Annotated in this window: 25 protein-coding genes and 1 pseudogene; 2 read left to right on the top strand and 24 right to left on the bottom strand. The window is 54.2% G+C overall.

Annotation, left to right across the window (positions count from 1 at the left end):
- Window positions 1-3: 3 nt before the first annotated feature.
- The 10 genes and pseudogenes from rpsI to infA all read right to left on the bottom strand — a co-directional run bounded on the left by rpsI (window position 4) and on the right by infA (window position 5673).
- The gene (gene rpsI, locus PHN51_06325) at window positions 4-507 is read right to left on the bottom strand and encodes a 30S ribosomal protein S9 (protein ID MDD2818394.1); all 504 of its coding nucleotides are present in this window, start codon (window positions 505-507) and stop codon (window positions 4-6) included.
- Between the two features lie 32 nt (window positions 508-539).
- Window positions 540-983: a 50S ribosomal protein L13 gene (gene rplM, locus PHN51_06320; protein MDD2818393.1), complete on the bottom strand. Its 444-nt coding sequence runs from the start codon at window positions 981-983 to the stop codon at window positions 540-542.
- A gap of 141 nt (window positions 984-1124) precedes the next feature.
- Window positions 1125-1919 carry a tRNA pseudouridine(38-40) synthase TruA gene (truA, locus tag PHN51_06315; GenBank protein ID MDD2818392.1) on the bottom strand — a complete coding sequence of 265 codons (795 nt, stop codon included), beginning with the start codon at window positions 1917-1919 and terminating at the stop codon, window positions 1125-1127.
- A gap of 251 nt (window positions 1920-2170) precedes the next feature.
- Window positions 2171-2515, bottom strand: a pseudogene (gene rplQ, locus PHN51_06310) (50S ribosomal protein L17).
- Between the two features lie 40 nt (window positions 2516-2555).
- Window positions 2556-3581 (bottom strand): DNA-directed RNA polymerase subunit alpha, encoded by a 1026-nt coding sequence (locus PHN51_06305; protein MDD2818391.1) that lies wholly within the window; start codon window positions 3579-3581, stop codon window positions 2556-2558.
- Window positions 3582-3658: 77 nt separating this feature from the next.
- Entirely contained in the window at window positions 3659-4285 is a 627-nt protein-coding gene (rpsD, locus tag PHN51_06300; protein ID MDD2818390.1) for a 30S ribosomal protein S4, read from the bottom strand.
- A 31-nt stretch (window positions 4286-4316) separates the two neighbouring features.
- A complete protein-coding gene (gene rpsK, locus PHN51_06295) occupies window positions 4317-4724 on the bottom strand; it encodes a 30S ribosomal protein S11 (GenBank protein ID MDD2818389.1) in 408 nt (135 codons plus the stop codon).
- Between the two features lie 39 nt (window positions 4725-4763).
- Complete coding sequence (rpsM, locus tag PHN51_06290) at window positions 4764-5141, bottom strand: 30S ribosomal protein S13 (GenBank protein MDD2818388.1); 378 nt, start codon at window positions 5139-5141, stop codon at window positions 4764-4766.
- 172 nt (window positions 5142-5313) lie between these two features.
- A complete protein-coding gene (rpmJ, locus tag PHN51_06285; GenBank protein MDD2818387.1) occupies window positions 5314-5427 on the bottom strand; it encodes a 50S ribosomal protein L36 in 114 nt (37 codons plus the stop codon).
- 24 nt (window positions 5428-5451) lie between these two features.
- Entirely contained in the window at window positions 5452-5673 is a 222-nt protein-coding gene (gene infA / locus PHN51_06280) for a translation initiation factor IF-1 (GenBank protein ID MDD2818386.1), read from the bottom strand.
- A gap of 284 nt (window positions 5674-5957) precedes the next feature.
- Between infA and PHN51_06275 the strand changes: the two genes are divergently transcribed.
- Together PHN51_06275 and PHN51_06270 are read left to right on the top strand one after the other, a co-directional pair.
- Window positions 5958-7415 (top strand): FAD/NAD(P)-binding oxidoreductase, encoded by a 1458-nt coding sequence (locus PHN51_06275; protein MDD2818385.1) that lies wholly within the window; start codon window positions 5958-5960, stop codon window positions 7413-7415.
- A 14-nt stretch (window positions 7416-7429) separates the two neighbouring features.
- Window positions 7430-7573 (top strand): hypothetical protein, encoded by a 144-nt coding sequence (locus tag PHN51_06270; GenBank protein MDD2818384.1) that lies wholly within the window; start codon window positions 7430-7432, stop codon window positions 7571-7573.
- Window positions 7574-7577: 4 nt separating this feature from the next.
- Here the strand turns inward: PHN51_06270 and PHN51_06265 are convergent, their stop codons facing one another.
- Genes PHN51_06265 through rplN form a run of 14 tightly spaced genes read right to left on the bottom strand, consistent with a single transcriptional unit; the run spans window position 7578 to window position 14891 of the window.
- Window positions 7578-8072: a hypothetical protein gene (locus tag PHN51_06265; GenBank protein MDD2818383.1), complete on the bottom strand. Its 495-nt coding sequence runs from the start codon at window positions 8070-8072 to the stop codon at window positions 7578-7580.
- A gap of 16 nt (window positions 8073-8088) precedes the next feature.
- Entirely contained in the window at window positions 8089-8874 is a 786-nt protein-coding gene (gene map / locus PHN51_06260) for a type I methionyl aminopeptidase (protein MDD2818382.1), read from the bottom strand.
- 5 nt (window positions 8875-8879) lie between these two features.
- Window positions 8880-9443, bottom strand: coding sequence for an adenylate kinase (locus PHN51_06255; protein MDD2818381.1), 564 nt, complete (start codon window positions 9441-9443; stop codon window positions 8880-8882).
- Window positions 9444-9456: 13 nt separating this feature from the next.
- A complete protein-coding gene (gene secY / locus PHN51_06250; GenBank protein MDD2818380.1) occupies window positions 9457-10755 on the bottom strand; it encodes a preprotein translocase subunit SecY in 1299 nt (432 codons plus the stop codon).
- 12 nt (window positions 10756-10767) lie between these two features.
- Complete coding sequence (gene rplO, locus PHN51_06245; protein ID MDD2818379.1) at window positions 10768-11208, bottom strand: 50S ribosomal protein L15; 441 nt, start codon at window positions 11206-11208, stop codon at window positions 10768-10770.
- A 2-nt stretch (window positions 11209-11210) separates the two neighbouring features.
- Window positions 11211-11393, bottom strand: a complete 183-nt coding sequence (rpmD, locus tag PHN51_06240) for a 50S ribosomal protein L30 (protein MDD2818378.1) — start codon at window positions 11391-11393, stop codon at window positions 11211-11213.
- On the bottom strand, window positions 11393-11986 hold the full coding sequence (rpsE, locus tag PHN51_06235; GenBank protein MDD2818377.1) for a 30S ribosomal protein S5: 594 nt from the start codon (window positions 11984-11986) through the stop codon (window positions 11393-11395). Before rpsE ends, rpmD begins: the two co-directional genes overlap by 1 nt.
- A gap of 34 nt (window positions 11987-12020) precedes the next feature.
- Entirely contained in the window at window positions 12021-12404 is a 384-nt protein-coding gene (rplR, locus tag PHN51_06230) for a 50S ribosomal protein L18 (GenBank protein MDD2818376.1), read from the bottom strand.
- On the bottom strand, window positions 12401-12940 hold the full coding sequence (gene rplF / locus PHN51_06225) for a 50S ribosomal protein L6 (protein ID MDD2818375.1): 540 nt from the start codon (window positions 12938-12940) through the stop codon (window positions 12401-12403). Before rplF ends, rplR begins: the two co-directional genes overlap by 4 nt.
- A gap of 11 nt (window positions 12941-12951) precedes the next feature.
- Window positions 12952-13350, bottom strand: coding sequence for a 30S ribosomal protein S8 (gene rpsH, locus PHN51_06220; protein MDD2818374.1), 399 nt, complete (start codon window positions 13348-13350; stop codon window positions 12952-12954).
- 58 nt (window positions 13351-13408) lie between these two features.
- Window positions 13409-13594: a type Z 30S ribosomal protein S14 gene (locus PHN51_06215; GenBank protein ID MDD2818373.1), complete on the bottom strand. Its 186-nt coding sequence runs from the start codon at window positions 13592-13594 to the stop codon at window positions 13409-13411.
- A 3-nt stretch (window positions 13595-13597) separates the two neighbouring features.
- A complete protein-coding gene (gene rplE, locus PHN51_06210; protein ID MDD2818372.1) occupies window positions 13598-14155 on the bottom strand; it encodes a 50S ribosomal protein L5 in 558 nt (185 codons plus the stop codon).
- 2 nt (window positions 14156-14157) lie between these two features.
- Complete coding sequence (gene rplX, locus PHN51_06205; protein MDD2818371.1) at window positions 14158-14520, bottom strand: 50S ribosomal protein L24; 363 nt, start codon at window positions 14518-14520, stop codon at window positions 14158-14160.
- A gap of 2 nt (window positions 14521-14522) precedes the next feature.
- Entirely contained in the window at window positions 14523-14891 is a 369-nt protein-coding gene (rplN, locus tag PHN51_06200; protein ID MDD2818370.1) for a 50S ribosomal protein L14, read from the bottom strand.
- Between the last annotated feature and the right edge of the window lie 22 nt (window positions 14892-14913).

Here is a 14913-nt window from a genome sequence, read left to right as displayed (position 1 = left end):
GGATTAGCGCTTGCTGTACTGGGAAGCCTTACGTGCCTTCTTCAGACCGTACTTCTTACGTTCCTTGGCACGTGGATCACGAGTAAGGAAGCCAGCCTTCTTCAATGAAGGGCGGTTGCCGTCACGATCGATCTCGTTGAGTGCGCGTGCAACACCGAGGCGAAGTGCACCAGCTTGACCGGAAACACCGCCACCGTTGATGCGTGCAATGACGTCGAACTTGCCCTCGCCACCGGTGGTCGTGAATGGATCATTCACTTCCTGCTGGTGAACCTTGTTAGGGAAGTAATCGTCAAGCTCACGACCGTTGATGGTCCACTTGCCGGTGCCAGGAACGATGCGCACGCGAGCAATTGCTTGCTTACGACGACCGGTTGCGCCTGCAGGTGCAACAACAATGTCGCGGGTAACGACAGCGCGTGCTGGGGTCTCTGAGGTGTACTCAGATGGAATCTCTTCTTCGATGTCGATGTCGACGTCTTCGATCGTGGCCTCTGACACTGCCATTTCCTCTTCGTTAAGTTCCGGCTTGGGGGTGACTACTGAGCGATCTGGGTGATCACAAATGGCTGTGGAGCCTGCGCAGCATGTGGGTGATCGGGTCCGCCGTACACCTTTAGCTTCGTGAGCTGCTGCTTGCCGATCTTGTTGTGAGGGATCATGCCCTTCACAGCCTTTTCAACAGCCTTGCGTGAATCATTAGCAAGTAAGTCGGTGTACGAGGTCGACTTCATGCCGCCTGGGTAACCGGAGTGGTGATACGCCTTCTTCTGCTCACGCTTTTGACCCGTCAACGCGACCTTGTCAGCGTTGATGATGATGACGAAGTCACCTTGGTCCATATGCGGTGCATATGTGGTCTTGTGCTTGCCGCGTAGCAAATCTGCTGCATGCGTTGCAAGGCGTCCGAGAACGACATCGGAAGCGTCAATAACGTGCCAGGTGCGAGTTACCTCACCGGCCTTTGGGCTGTACGTGCGCACGGGACGCCACCTTCATAGTTGATTCGGACTGCTGATTATGACTTCAGGGCATTCGGGGAAGCACTGAAGCGACCCCAAAGAGTACCCAGTAAGGGCGCTTTACGCCAAATTGGGGTACCCCTTCCCCACGAACCCAGAGCATTAGCCCTGATCAGGGTTGCGTTTGGTGCGGGTGATGAGCTGGCGGGCCATCATCTGGTCGGCTTCGGGGTAGCCCACTTCTTCTAGCACCAAGGGGTGCGCCGGCATCACTTCAGGGCTCAACGTGCGGTCTTTTGAAGCCAAAATCATCGCTGGCCAATCAACTGACCTGCGCCCATCTCCCACCGGGATCATGGCGCCTACCAGGCTGCGCACCATTGAATGACAAAACGCATCCGCCTGCACAGTCATCACGCAGATTGCACCTTCGCGATGCCACTCGAGCTTTTCTACCTCGCGCACTGATGTTGATGCATCGCGTGGGCGGCAATAGGCAGTGAAATCTTGTAAGCCCATTAACCCTTGCGCTGCTTGATTCATTGCATCAATATCAAGCCGCTTGTAGTGGAATAACGTTTGATGACGCGTCAAAGGATTCATTTCATCTGACACATCGCACACGCGATAGGAATACCTGCGCCATAACGCTGAAAAGCGTGCATCAAAGCCGTAAGGCGCTTCTTGAATTGAGTGGATGCGAATATCTTCAGGGAGCGCGCGATTTAATCGCGCAGGATCTTCAAGGCGCGCAACATGTTCTGGACTTAAGTCGACATGAATGACTTGACCGCGTGCATGGACTCCAGCATCAGTGCGGCCTGCAACAAAGATTTCAACCTTTGAATGCGTCAGGTAATTAAAGACGCGCAGGATTTCGCCTTGAACCGTGCGCAAATCCTTTTGAACTCCATAGCCAAAAAACCCTGCACCGTCATATGAAAAATCAATGCGCAAACGGATCAGCCCGTCCCCAGGTAGATCGGGGACGGGCTGATCAATGATCTGCGTTGACAGGACTATTCCTTGTCAGTTGCTTCTTCTGATACTTCAGCTTCTACAACCACTTCTTCAACTACTTCTGGAGTCTGTTCAACAACCACGGTCTCTTCAACCTTGGTCTCGACTGCAGGAGCAGCAGCTTCCTTAGCTGCACGCTTGGTTGCGCCAGTAGCTTCTGCAACGACCTGCTCAAGCATTGGCTCGCAGAGCTCAATGATTGCCATAGGTGCGTTGTCGCCCTTGCGGTTACCAATCTTGGTGATGCGGGTGTATCCACCTGGACGACCGACATACATCGGTGCAATCTCAGTGAACAGCGTGTGCACGACTGACTTGTCGCGTACGACCTGCAATACCTGACGACGGTTGTGGATGTCGCCGCGCTTTGCCTTGGTGATCAAACGCTCCGCCAATGGGCGAAGGCGCTTGGCCTTAGCTTCGGTCGTGGTGATGCGTCCGTTCGCAAACAGCGACGTGGCGAGGTTCGCCAAGATCAACCGCTCGTGAGCTGGACCGCCGCCGAGGCGGGGACCCTTGGTTGGGGTAGGCATCGTCTTTCTCCTGTCAGTTTCGAAAAATCAGTAGTGCGATTTAGAGCTGTTCGTCCTCGGCAAATGCCAAGTCGTCATCAAGATCTTCATCGTCGTCGTAGTTAGCAAATGCTGATGGATCGAACCCTGGAGGGCTGTCCTTAAGTGCCAAGCCCAAGCTCACAAGCTTGACCTTGACTTCGTCGATTGACTTTGCGCCAAAGTTACGGATGTCGAGCAAATCAGCCTCGCTGCGGGTGATGAGTTCACCAACGGTGTGGATGCCTTCGCGCTTCAAGCAGTTGTATGAACGAACGGTCATATCAAGCTGCTCAATTGGAGTCGAAAGCTGCTCAGCAACAAAGGTGTCTGTTGGTGATGGGCCAATGTCAATGCCTTCAGCATCAACGTTGAGCTCACGAGCCAAACCGAAGAGTTCAACCAAGGTCTTACCTGCTGATGCAACTGCATCTGCTGGGCGAATTGAATGCTTGGTCTCGACATCGATCACGAGCTTGTCAAAGTCGGTGCGCTGCTCAACACGAGTAGCTTCAACCTTGTAGGTGACCTTGAGTACTGGTGAGTAGATCGAGTCAACAGGAATGCGACCGATTTCCTGACCAGCTTGCTTGTTCAACGTTGCTGATACGTAGCCGCGGCCACGCTCGACAACGAGTTCAATCTCAAGCTTGCCCTTGTCGTTGAGCTCTGCAATGTGCAGACCTGGGTTATGTACTTCAACACCTGCTGGTGGCTGAATGTCAGCTGCAGTAACGGCACCTGGACCTTGCTTGCGCAAGTACATAACAACTGGCTCATCGTGTTCTGATGAAACAACGAGCTGCTTGATGTTCAAGATCAACTCGGTGACGTCTTCTTTGACACCTGGGATTGTGGTGAACTCATGCAACACGCCATCAACGCGGATGCTGGTTACTGCTGCACCTGGGATTGATGAAAGCAGGGTGCGGCGAAGTGAGTTACCAAGGGTGTAACCGAAACCTGGCTCGAGTGGCTCAAGCACAAAACGCGAGCGGAACTCGCTAATTGGCTCTTCGGTGAGCACTGGACGCTGGCTAATGAGCACGTGTCTTCCTTCCCGCGACGACCATTATTTGAAGTCGCGATTTTGTCGAGTAGTTAGGGCGTTCCAACTACTAGGGATTACTTGGAGTAGAGCTCGACGATCAGCTGTTCGGTAACAGGGGTGTCGATGATTGCGCGCGATGGAAGTGCGTGCACGAGGATGCGCATCTTTGATGGGATCACTTCGAGCCATGCTGGCACTGGGCGATCACCGATCTCTGCATGTGCAATCACAAATGGCGTCAGTTCGCGTGATGCAGGTGCAACCTCAACGATGTCAGCAGCACTGACGCGGAAGGAAGGAATGTTGACCTTCTTGCCGTTCACGAGGAAGTGACCGTGGGTTACCAACTGGCGTGCCATGTCACGGGACTTTGCAAAGCCAGCGCGGAACACCACGTTGTCAAGGCGAGTCTCGAGAATGACGAGCAGGTTTTCACCGGTCTTACCTGATTGGCGAGCAGCTTCAACGAAGTAGTTCGAGAACTGCTTCTCAAGCACACCGTACATACGGGTTGCCTTTTGCTTTTCGCGCAACTGGAGCAGGTACTCAGAATCCTTTGAGCGACCGCGACCGTGTTGGCCTGGTGGGTAAGGACGCTTTTCGAATGGGCAAGCTGGTGACTCGCACTTAGCTCCCTTAAGGAACAACTTCATCTTCTCGCGACGGCACCGCTTGCAATCGGCAGCTGTATAACGCGCCATGGTTTGTGTTCTCCTGTTTTCTTACGCGCGATTAAACGCGACGACGCTTTGGTGGACGGGTGCCGTTGTGAGGCGCTGGGGTGACGTCGGCGATTGAACCAACTTCAAGACCAGTTGCCTGCAACGAACGGATAGCGGTTTCGCGGCCTGAGCCTGGACCCTTAACGAACACGTCAACCTTGCGCATGCCGTGTTCCATTGCGCGACGTGCTGCAGATTCTGCTGCGAGCTGTGCGGCGAATGGGGTGCTCTTACGTGAACCCTTGAAACCAACCTGGCCAGCGCTTGACCATGCAATGACTGCGCCTGTTGGGTCAGTGATCGAGACGATCGTGTTATTGAACGTGCTCTTGATGTGAGCATGGCCGTGGGCCACGTTCTTCTTCTCCTTGCGGCGAATCTTCTTCGCCGCGCCCTTCTGTCCTGCCTTGGGTGCCATGTGTATGTATCTCCTAGAAGTCCGGTAGAGACCAGCGAATTACTTCGCGGCCTTCTTCTTGCCAGCGACGGTCTTACGAGGACCCTTACGAGTACGCGCGTTGGTATGGGTGCGCTGGCCGCGGACCGGAAGGCCCTTACGGTGGCGAAGACCCTGGTAGCAACCAATTTCCACCTTGCGGCGAATGTCAGCTGCAACCTCGCGGCGAAGATCGCCTTCAACCTTGAGGTTCTGATCGATCCAATCGCGCAGAGCAAGAGTCTGATCGTCGGTGAGGTCCTTGGACTTCATTTCTGGATCAATGCCCGTGGCGGTGAGGGCAGCGGAGGCCTGTGAGCGGCCAATGCCATAGATATAGGTAAGTGCGATTGCCATGCGCTTTTCGCGCGGCAGATCGACACCAACAAGACGTGCCATGTGACGTTCTCTCTTCTTCTCATGCACGGGGTTTCGATTGAAGTACCAGCCCTGACCGTCAGATCAGGTCTTGAGCCCCGTGGCTCAAGGTGTCGTCCCAGTTACCTGGGGGTCGGGTACTTCACAGTTGAGGTCGTACGGGATTTCTCCCCGCATTGACCCTCGTCAGGTATTAGCCCTGACGCTGCTTGTGGCGAGTGTTCTCGCAGATCACCATGACGCGGCCATGGCGACGAATGACCTTGCACTTATCGCAGATCGGCTTGACGCTTGGGTTCACCTTCATGATGTTTTGCCAGTCCTCGTGTGGTTATTTGTAGCGATAGACAATGCGGCCGCGGGTGAGGTCATACGGTGAAAGTTCAACAACTACGCGGTCATCAGGCAGGATGCGGATGTAGTGCATTCGCATCTTGCCGCTGATATGCGCAAGAACTTTGTGACCGTTGTCCAACTCCACGCGAAACATCGCATTAGGCAAAGACTCCATGATCGTGCCCTCAAGCTCGATCGCTCCGTCTTTTTTACCCATGCTTTTGCATCGTCCTTCGTTGTGGTGGGCGCTTTCATTGGAAACCCCGGACATACGTCATCCACCAAAACATCAGGTGGCGGGTAGTTGGGGAAGCCAACGACAGCCTGCAAAGTCTAGGGGGCGAAGTTCCCAACGTCCAATCGGGGTGATTTACCCGAATTGTCGGAAGTCTTTCTGCTCCAACTATGGACTTTAGCCTCTAACACCTATACCCCTGTGGGGTATAGGCTCCTCAGTGAGCAGCCAATTGATCGATTGGCGCTGGAGGCAAGGAGCACGCAATGGCAAGAACCGTGATTTTGGGCGCTGGGATCGCTGGTCACACCGCCGCGCTGCACCTTCGTCGGATGCTGGGTAAGGAACACGAAGTCGTAGTGGTCGCCCCCAACTCGAAGTGGAACTGGATCCCTTCAAATATTTGGGTTGGCGTCGGGCAGATGAGCGTCAAGCAAGTCACGTTCCCTCTTGCACCTATTTATAAGCGAAAAAACATTGAGTTCCACCAAGCACTTGGGATCGAGCTTCATCCCGAAGGCTCGCCTGCCCAATCGCACCCACACGTCACGGTGCGTTACACCGATCCAGCACGCGAAGGTCAAGAAGCCAATCTCGAATATGACTTTCTCATCAATGCCACCGGACCAAAACTGAACTTTGGCGCAACCCCGGGGTTGGGACCCGATGGTTACACCTGGTCAGTGTGCACCGCAGGCCACGCGACTGAAACTGCGAAAGCCTTTGATGAAGTCATCGACAAACTTAAAGCCGGTCAACACCAAACACTCTTGATCGGTATGGGGCATGGCACGTGTACATGTCAGGGCGCCGCGTTTGAGTACACCTTCAATGTTGAGCATGAACTTGTGAAAGAAGGCGTTCGCGACAAGGCCGAGGTCATCTACATCACCAACGAAGCACAGCTTGGTGACTTCGGAATGGATGGGATGAATTTCGGCCATAAAGACCAAATTATTCCGAGCCAGACGTTCACTGAATCGCTCTTTCATGAACGTGGCGTCAAAGCAATCATGTCTGCGCACATTGAAAAAGTTGAACCTGGTGTTGCGCATTACGAGCAAATAGATGGCACTAAATCCGAGCAGTCCTTTGACTTCGCAATGTTGCTTCCACCCTTTCGTGGCGTCGACATGAAGGCCTTTGATGCCAACAACAATGACATCACTGCTGAGGTTTTTGCGCCGAGTGGTTTCATGAAAGTTGATGCCGACTACACCGCTAAACCGTACGAAGAGTGGAAAGCAAGTGACTGGCCCAAGACCTACCAGTCAGTGAAATATGACAACGTTTGGGCAGCTGGCATCGCATTCGCTCCCCCACATCAGATGTCACGCCCCCGAACCACTCCAAATGGCACGGTGATCGCACCGGCACCACCGCGCACCGGCATGCCATCAGGCGTCATTGGTCGAGCCGTTGCGCAAAGCATTGCCGAACGCATCAAGCACGGAGCCGAAGGCAAGGTTCACACTGCATCAATGGCAGACATGGGTGCGGCCTGTATCGCTTCTGCAGGTAAAGGTTGGCGCACGGGAACCGCTGCAGCGATGACGGTATTCCCGATCATTCCTGACAAAGAAAAGTACGGCGAGATGGGTCGAGATACCAAGGAGACCTACGGCGAAATTGGTTTGAGCGCGCACTGGATGAAAGTGATGTTGCATTACCTCTTCATCTACAAAGCAAAAGCTCGCCCGTTTTGGTACTTAATCCCCGAATAGAAGGTGAGTCACTCATGTCTACTCTCGAAACATTTCCCAATGCACCATTACCAACGGCCAAAGATCTCAAAGCGCGCAAGAACCTGTTTGTGCAGTTGTTTCGCTTTGCTGGCTTGAACCTCAAGATGATCGGCATGATCAACAAGGGTCATCACTAACAAACTAGCCGCGAGGAACGATGGTGAAACGCAAGGTCATTTGCACTGGGCTACCAATGGCCGCTTCGCGTGCACCAACCATCGTTCCCGTTGACTGCGCATTCGAGTACGCACCTGAACCTTGCAAGAAACTCATCACGCCATGGAACTTGGTCTTGGTTCCAGCAGCCACAGGGATAGCCAAAGCCTGTCCGTCAACATGGAATGCCAACTGGGCTCCATCAGCACGGGTAATTGTGTAGTAGCCATTGAATGGTCCACTGTCGTTCTTGTAGGCCACGTCACCTTGCAGGCGAATCGAAACTGGCTCTTTACCCCAGTTCGCCACACCCTTGAGGTCATTCCAGCCGTACTTCACATTGCCAATGGTGTTCAGGCTGGTGCCGACACTTGTCAGTGTCGTAACGAGTACGACCTCCTGAGCGGCAGGCGCTGCTTGAGCAGGTGCCGCTACAACAATTGCGAATACTGCAAACGCTGCAGCGAGAACTTTCTTCATGGTTGACCAGACCTTTCTAGAGACGAACTTCATCGAGTGCAGTGAGCACCCACGGACCTTCTTGCGTAATTGCAACCGTGTGTTCCCAATGGGAAGCCCAGGAACGGTCCTCAGTGACAACCGTCCAACCGTCTTGAAGCACTTCAACCTCTGGCGAACCAATGGTGACCATTGGTTCAATTGCTAACACCATGCCAACTTTCAACACTGGACCGCGGCCTGCAGTTCCATAGTTAGGAATCGGTGGCTGCATGTGCATTGATGTACCGATGCCATGGCCAACGTAATCTTCCAGAATTCCGTAGTTTCCAGCGGCTCTTACAACAGTTTCAACAGCATGGCCGATATCAGAAAGCCGATTTCCAGCACGCGCTTGACCAAGGCCAGCCCACAATGACTGTTCAGTTACTTTAGAAAGCTTCATCACATCAGGCTTTGCATTGCCTACCATCACACTGATCGCTGCATCCCCATGCCAACCATTGACAATTGCACCGCAGTCGATCGAAATGATGTCGCCGTCAATCAGTTGGCGATCACTAGGAATGCCATGCACCACTTCTTCGTTAATTGACGAACAGATAGCAGCGGGGTAACCGTGATAACCCAAGAACGAAGGCGTTGCATTTGAGGAACGAATAACTTCATGGGCAATTGCATCGAGTTCTTTTGTCGTGACGCCCGGCGCTACAGCTGCTTCAACTGCCTGCAACGCGTTGGCAACAACCAAGCCGGCTGCACGCATGAGCAAAATTTGCTCAGGTGATTTGAGCTGAATTTTTTCTTTCTTGTGAAAGACCACGAGCGCTATGCACCAAGTGCAAGAAGAAGCCGTGCAGTGACTTCATCGACTGCACCCATACCGTCAACACGCACCAAGATGTCACGTGCTTCGTACACCGCAGTCAGTGGAGCTGTCTGCTCTGCGTACACCTCAAGGCGACGGCGAATGACATCTTCGGTGTCATCTGCTCGGCCTTGTTCTTGCGCACGTTTCACTAAACGAGTTACAACCTCGTCGACATCAACAGTCAGTTCAACGGCGCGATCAATAGCCAAGCCATCTGACTTCAACATTTCGTCGAGTTCACCGACCTGCTCAAGGGTGCGTGGGTAACCGTCGAGCAAAAAGCCAGGACGGCAATCGTCTTGACTGAGGCGGTCGCGCACCATGGCATTGGTGACGCCATCAGGAACGTATTCGCCGGCATCCATGTAGCGCTTGGCTTCAATGCCCAGCGGAGTGCCTTCGGTGACATTGGCGCGAAAGATGTCGCCCGTTGAGATGTGAGGGATCCCCAATCGGGCAGCGAGCCCAACAGCTTGAGTGCCTTTGCCAGCCCCTGGCGGTCCCATAAGTACTAAACGCATTGTGCAATAACTCCTAGCGAAGGAAACCTTCGTAATTACGTTGCTGAAGCTGAGCTTCGATCTGCTTCACCGTGTCCAAACCAACGCCCACCATGATCAGCAAGCTCGTACCGCCGAAGATGAACTGACTCGAGACGCCAAGGTAACCAAAGGCGAACACTGGGAGCACCGCAATGATGCCCAGATAAAGCGAGCCAGGTGCAGTCAAACGAGTCAGGACGTAGTCCAAGTAATCCGCAGTGGGTTTGCCTGCCCGAATACCTGGAATAAAGCCACCGTATTTCTTCATGTCGTCGGCAACTTCAACGGGGTTGAAGGTGATTGACACATAGAAATAACAGAAGAACACAATCAGCAAGAAGTAGGTCAGCAGGTAAATCGATCCGCTACCGCTTCCGAAGTTTTGCTGGATCCATTGTGCCCAACCTGCCGTGCTGCCCGTGAGTTGCACAAACAAGGTCGGAATAAAGAGCAAGGAAGAAGCGAAGATCACTGGAATAACACCAGCCATGTTCACCTTCAATGGAATGTATGTGGAGGTGCCGCCATACATCTTTCGACCGACCATGCGCTTGGCGTACTGCACCGGTATGCGTCGTTGCGCTTGCTCAACAAATACGACCAGTGCCATCACCAGCACACCAATGCCGATCGTGATCGCGAAGGTGAACGCTCCCTTGCTGCCCCACACCGATGCGAACTGTGAGGGAACAGTGGCAATGATCGAGGTGAAAATCAGGATCGACATACCGTTGCCAACGCCACGCTCGGTAATAAGTTCGCCGAACCACATGATCACGGCCGTACCAGCAGTCATCGCCAACACCATGACAAGAATGATCCAGATGCCTTGGTTTGGCACAATGTTTTCATTACACCCACTGAAGAGTGCTCCAGGAGTGCGAGCGAGCGACAGAATCGCCGTCGACTGCAACACCGCAAGCGCAATCGTTAAATAGCGCGTGTACTGGGTGATCTTTGCTTGGCCGGCTTGACCGTCTTTTTTCAAGGTTTCAAGACGCGGAATCACCACGGTCATCAACTGAATGATGATGCTTGCGGTGATGTACGGCATGATGCCGAGCGCAAAAATGGACAGTTGCAGCAATGCGCCGCCACTGAAGAGGTTGATCAGCGCGTAAACCGAGTTTCCCTGAACAACGTCAATACAGCGTTGAACTGCCGAGTAATCAACACCGGGAGTCGGTACAACCGAGCCCAAGCGATAGATCGCGAGAAGACCAAGGGTGAACAGAATCTTCGCTCGAAGATCCGGTGTACGCAGGGCAGCCCCGAACGCACTGATGTGCACTGTGCCTCCTGCTTAGCTTTCGGTGACGGTCCCACCTGCGGCGACGATCTTGTCGCGCGCAACGGAGGAAAACGCATCTGCGCTGACCTTGATGGCTACTGCAATATCGCCTTGTCCGAGAACCTTAACTGGGTGTCCCTTACGGACAGCGCCCTTGGCTACCAGATCATCAACGGTGACGTCGCCACCCGTTGGGAAGAGCTTGGCCAACATTGCAACGTTGACAACCTGGAACTCAACCTTATTTGGGTTCTTGAAACCCTTGAGCTTTGGAAGGCGCATATGCAATGGCATCTGGCCGCCTTCGAAGCGAGCAGGAACCTGGTAACGAGCCTTGGTGCCCTTGGTGCCACGACCAGCGGTTTTACCCTTTGAGGCTTCACCGCGACCCTTGCGGGTGCGCTCGGTCTTAGCGCCCGGAGCTGGACGTAAGTGATGGACCTTGAGTGCCATGGTTACTCAACCTCTTCAACAACGACGAGATGCTGCACGGTGTTCACCATGCCGCGGATTTCTGGGCGGTCTTCTTTGACCACAGTGTCATTGATGCGCTTCAAACCCAATGAACGCAACGTGTTGCGCTGGGTAGCAGTGCCACCAATTTCAGACTTCTTCTGAGTCACCTTTAACCGTGCCATTAGCTTTCCGTCCCTGCTGCCATAGCGCGCAGCAAACGAGCTGGCGCGACGTCTTCAAGAGGCAAACCGCGACGAGCTGCAACCTGAGCTGGTGATTCCAAGCCCTTCAATGCAGCAATCGTGGCATGCACGATGTTGATGGCGTTGTCTGATCCCATTGACTTGCTCAGGATGTCGTGCACTCCTGCGCATTCCAATACGGCGCGAACTGGGCCACCAGCAATAACACCGGTACCAGGAGCAGCTGGGCGCAGCATGACTACGCCTGCGGCTGCTTCACCTGTGATTGGGTGAGGAATCGTGCCCTGGATGCGAGGAACCTTGAAGAAATGCTTCTTGGCTTCTTCAACGCCCTTTGCAATCGCTGCAGGTACTTCCTTCGCCTTGCCGTAGCCCACGCCAACCATGCCGTTGCCGTCGCCGACAACCACAAGTGCGGTGAAGCTAAAGCGACGACCGCCCTTTACGACCTTGGCCACGCGGTTAATCGCGACCACACGCTCAACGAATGCGGACTTCTCTTCGCGAGGAGCGCGCTCCTTGCGATCCTTGCGCTCGCCTGCTCCGCCTTCGCGTCGCTGGGTTGCTGCCATGGTGTTTCCTCTTCCCTACTTGTCCGAATACGTCTTAGAAGTCCAGTCCACCTTCGCGGGCGCCCTCAGCGAGAGCGGCCACACGACCGTGGTACTTGTTACCGCCGCGGTCAAACACAACTGCGTCGATGCCGGCCTTCTTGGCGCGATCGGCGACCAGCTGGCCAACCTTGCGTGCCTTTGCGCTCTTGTCGACGGCGTCGACACGAAGGTCGGCTTCCATCGTTGAGGCTGATGCCAACGTCAAACCCTGGGTGTCGTCGACAACCTGAGCCACGAGGTGGCGTGCTGATCGGGTTACAACCAAGCGTGGACGCTCGGCAGTACCTGAAACCTTCTTGCGTACGCGGATGTGGCGACGCTTGCGGCCAATGACATTTTTGTTGCCCTTGCCAAGCTTGACACCGTACTTGCTCACTTCTTACCAGCCTTTCCAGCCTTGCGGCGGATGACTTCACCCTCGTAACGCACACCCTTGCCCTTGTATGGCTCTGGTGGACGAATCTTGCGGATGTTGGCGGCAACTTCGCCGACCTTTTGCTTGTCGATGCCCGCGATCTTCAACTTCACTGGGCTTTCCACCACGAAGGAAATGCCTTCAGGTGCAGGTACCAATACTGGATGGCTAAAGCCGAGCTGGAACTCAAGGTCAGTGCCCTTTGCCGCAACGCGGTAACCGGTGCCAACGAGTTCTAGAGACTTTTCAAATCCTGTGGTTACACCGATCACCATGTTGGAGATCAATGTGCGGCTCAAACCGTGCAATGCACGTGAACGACGCTCATCGTTTGGACGAGCAACCGTGACCACACCATCTTCGATGGAGGCAACGATTGGCTCAGCCACAACGATGCTCAAGGTTCCCTTAGGACCCTTGACAGTGACGTTTTGGCCAGCGATGTCAACAGTGACACCAGCAGGAACGGTGATTGGGAGACGACCGATGCGTGACATCAGATAACCCCCTACCAGACGTAGGCGAGGACTTCCCCACCTACGCCTTTCTGCTGTGCCTGACGGTCGGTAAGCAGACCGTTAGAAGTTGACAGGATTGCAATGCCAAGGCCACCGAGAACGCGAGGCAATGCAGTGCTCTTTGCGTAGACGCGAAGGCCAGGCTTGGAAACGCGACGCAATCCAGCGATTGAACGCTCACGGCTAGGGCCGTACTTGAGATTGAGTGTCAACGTCTTGCCAACGGTTTCGTCGTTTTCGCTGAAATCGGCGATGTAACCCTCACGCTTCAAGATTTCTGCAATGTGCAGCTTGATCTTGCTGTGAGGCATCGACACGGAGTCGTGGTAAGCAGAGTTAGCGTTGCGCAAGCGCGCAAGCATGTCTGCAATCGGGTCAGTCATTGTCATGTTTTTGGCCTAAGGCCTTCCTCGCTGCGGTTTCCGTTAGGACCTTCAGCGTCGTGGTTTACCAGCTGCTCTTTGTCACACCTGGCAGTTCGCCAGCGTGTGCCATTTCACGGAGACAAATACGGCACAGGCCGAACTTGCGATAGACAGAATGCGGACGGCCGCACTTGTTGCAACGTGTGTAGCCGCGAACCTTGAACTTCGGCTTTGCTTGTTGCTTATTGATGAGTGCTTTCTTCGCCATGGCTCAGGCCTCCTTGAACGGGAATCCGAGAAGGCGAAGCAAGGCGCGGCCTTCATCATCGGTCTTCGCAGTGGTGACAAGAGTGATGTCCATGCCACGGGTGCGATCGATCTTGTCTTGGTCGATCTCATGGAACATTGACTGCTCGGTGAGACCAAAGGTGTAGTTACCGTTGCCGTCAAAGTGCTTTGGTGACAGGCCGCGGAAGTCACGGATACGAGGAAGCGCAAGTGAAAGCAAACGATCCAAGAATTCCCACATACGATCGCCACGAAGAGTCACATGTGCACCAATTGGCTGGCCTTCGCGCAACTTAAACTGTGCGATCGACTTACGTGCCTTGGTGACCTGTGGCTTTTGGCCTGTGATCTCGGTGAGGTCGCGGATTGCGCCTTCGATGAGCTTTGAGTCACGAGCAGCTTCGCCGACACCCATGTTGACCACAATCTTGACCAACCCTGGGACCTGCATGATGTTTGCGAATTCGAATTCGCTCTTCAGTGCAGGAACGATTTCTGCGCGGTACTTAGCCTTCAAACGAGGTGAAGTTGCAGTAGTCATGCTCAGATGTCCTTACCTGTGCGGCGCGAAACACGGATGCTGCGCTGTGCTTCGTACGTTGAGCCATCTGGACGACGCTTCTCAACGGTTTCCTTACGGAAGCCAATGCGAGTTGGACGACCGTCTTCGGGATCGATGATCATGACGTTTGAGGCATGAATGGGAGCTTCAACCGTGACGATGCCACCGGTCTGAGCGCCGCCGGCGTTCTGACCAATCTTGGTGTGCTTCTTGACACGGTTAACGCCTTCGACAATGACGCGCTGGGCTTGCGGAAATACTTCGATGACCTTTCCCTTGACGCCGCGATCCTTGCCAGAAATAACCTGAACGAGGTCGCCCTTACGGATATTGAGCTGTGACATGGTTACAGCACCTCCGGAGCCAACGAAATGATCTTCATGTATTTCTTGTCGCGCAGTTCGCGACCAACAGGTCCGAAGATGCGAGTGCCGCGAGGCTCTCCGTCAGCCTTGAGGATGACAGCAGCGTTCTCGTCGAAACGGATGTATGAACCATCCGGACGGCGGCGTTCTTTCTTCGTGCGAACGATGACAGCCTTAACGACGTCACCCTTCTTTACGCCTCCACCTGGAATGGCGTCTTTAACAGTGGCGACGATGATGTCACCAATGCCGGCGTAACGGCGCCCTGAGCCACCGAGTACACGAATGCACAAGAGCTCCTTGGCACCCGTGTTGTCGGCGACACGTAGTCGCGACTCTTGCTGAATCACTTCATTCTCCTGATCGTCTGCC

Source organism: Candidatus Nanopelagicales bacterium (assembly GCA_028687755.1).
In the GTDB taxonomy this organism is placed as follows: Bacteria; Actinomycetota; Actinomycetes; order S36-B12; family S36-B12; genus UBA11398.
Note: the sequence above shows the minus strand (reverse complement) of the source record. Positions and strands in the feature narration are given on the sequence as shown.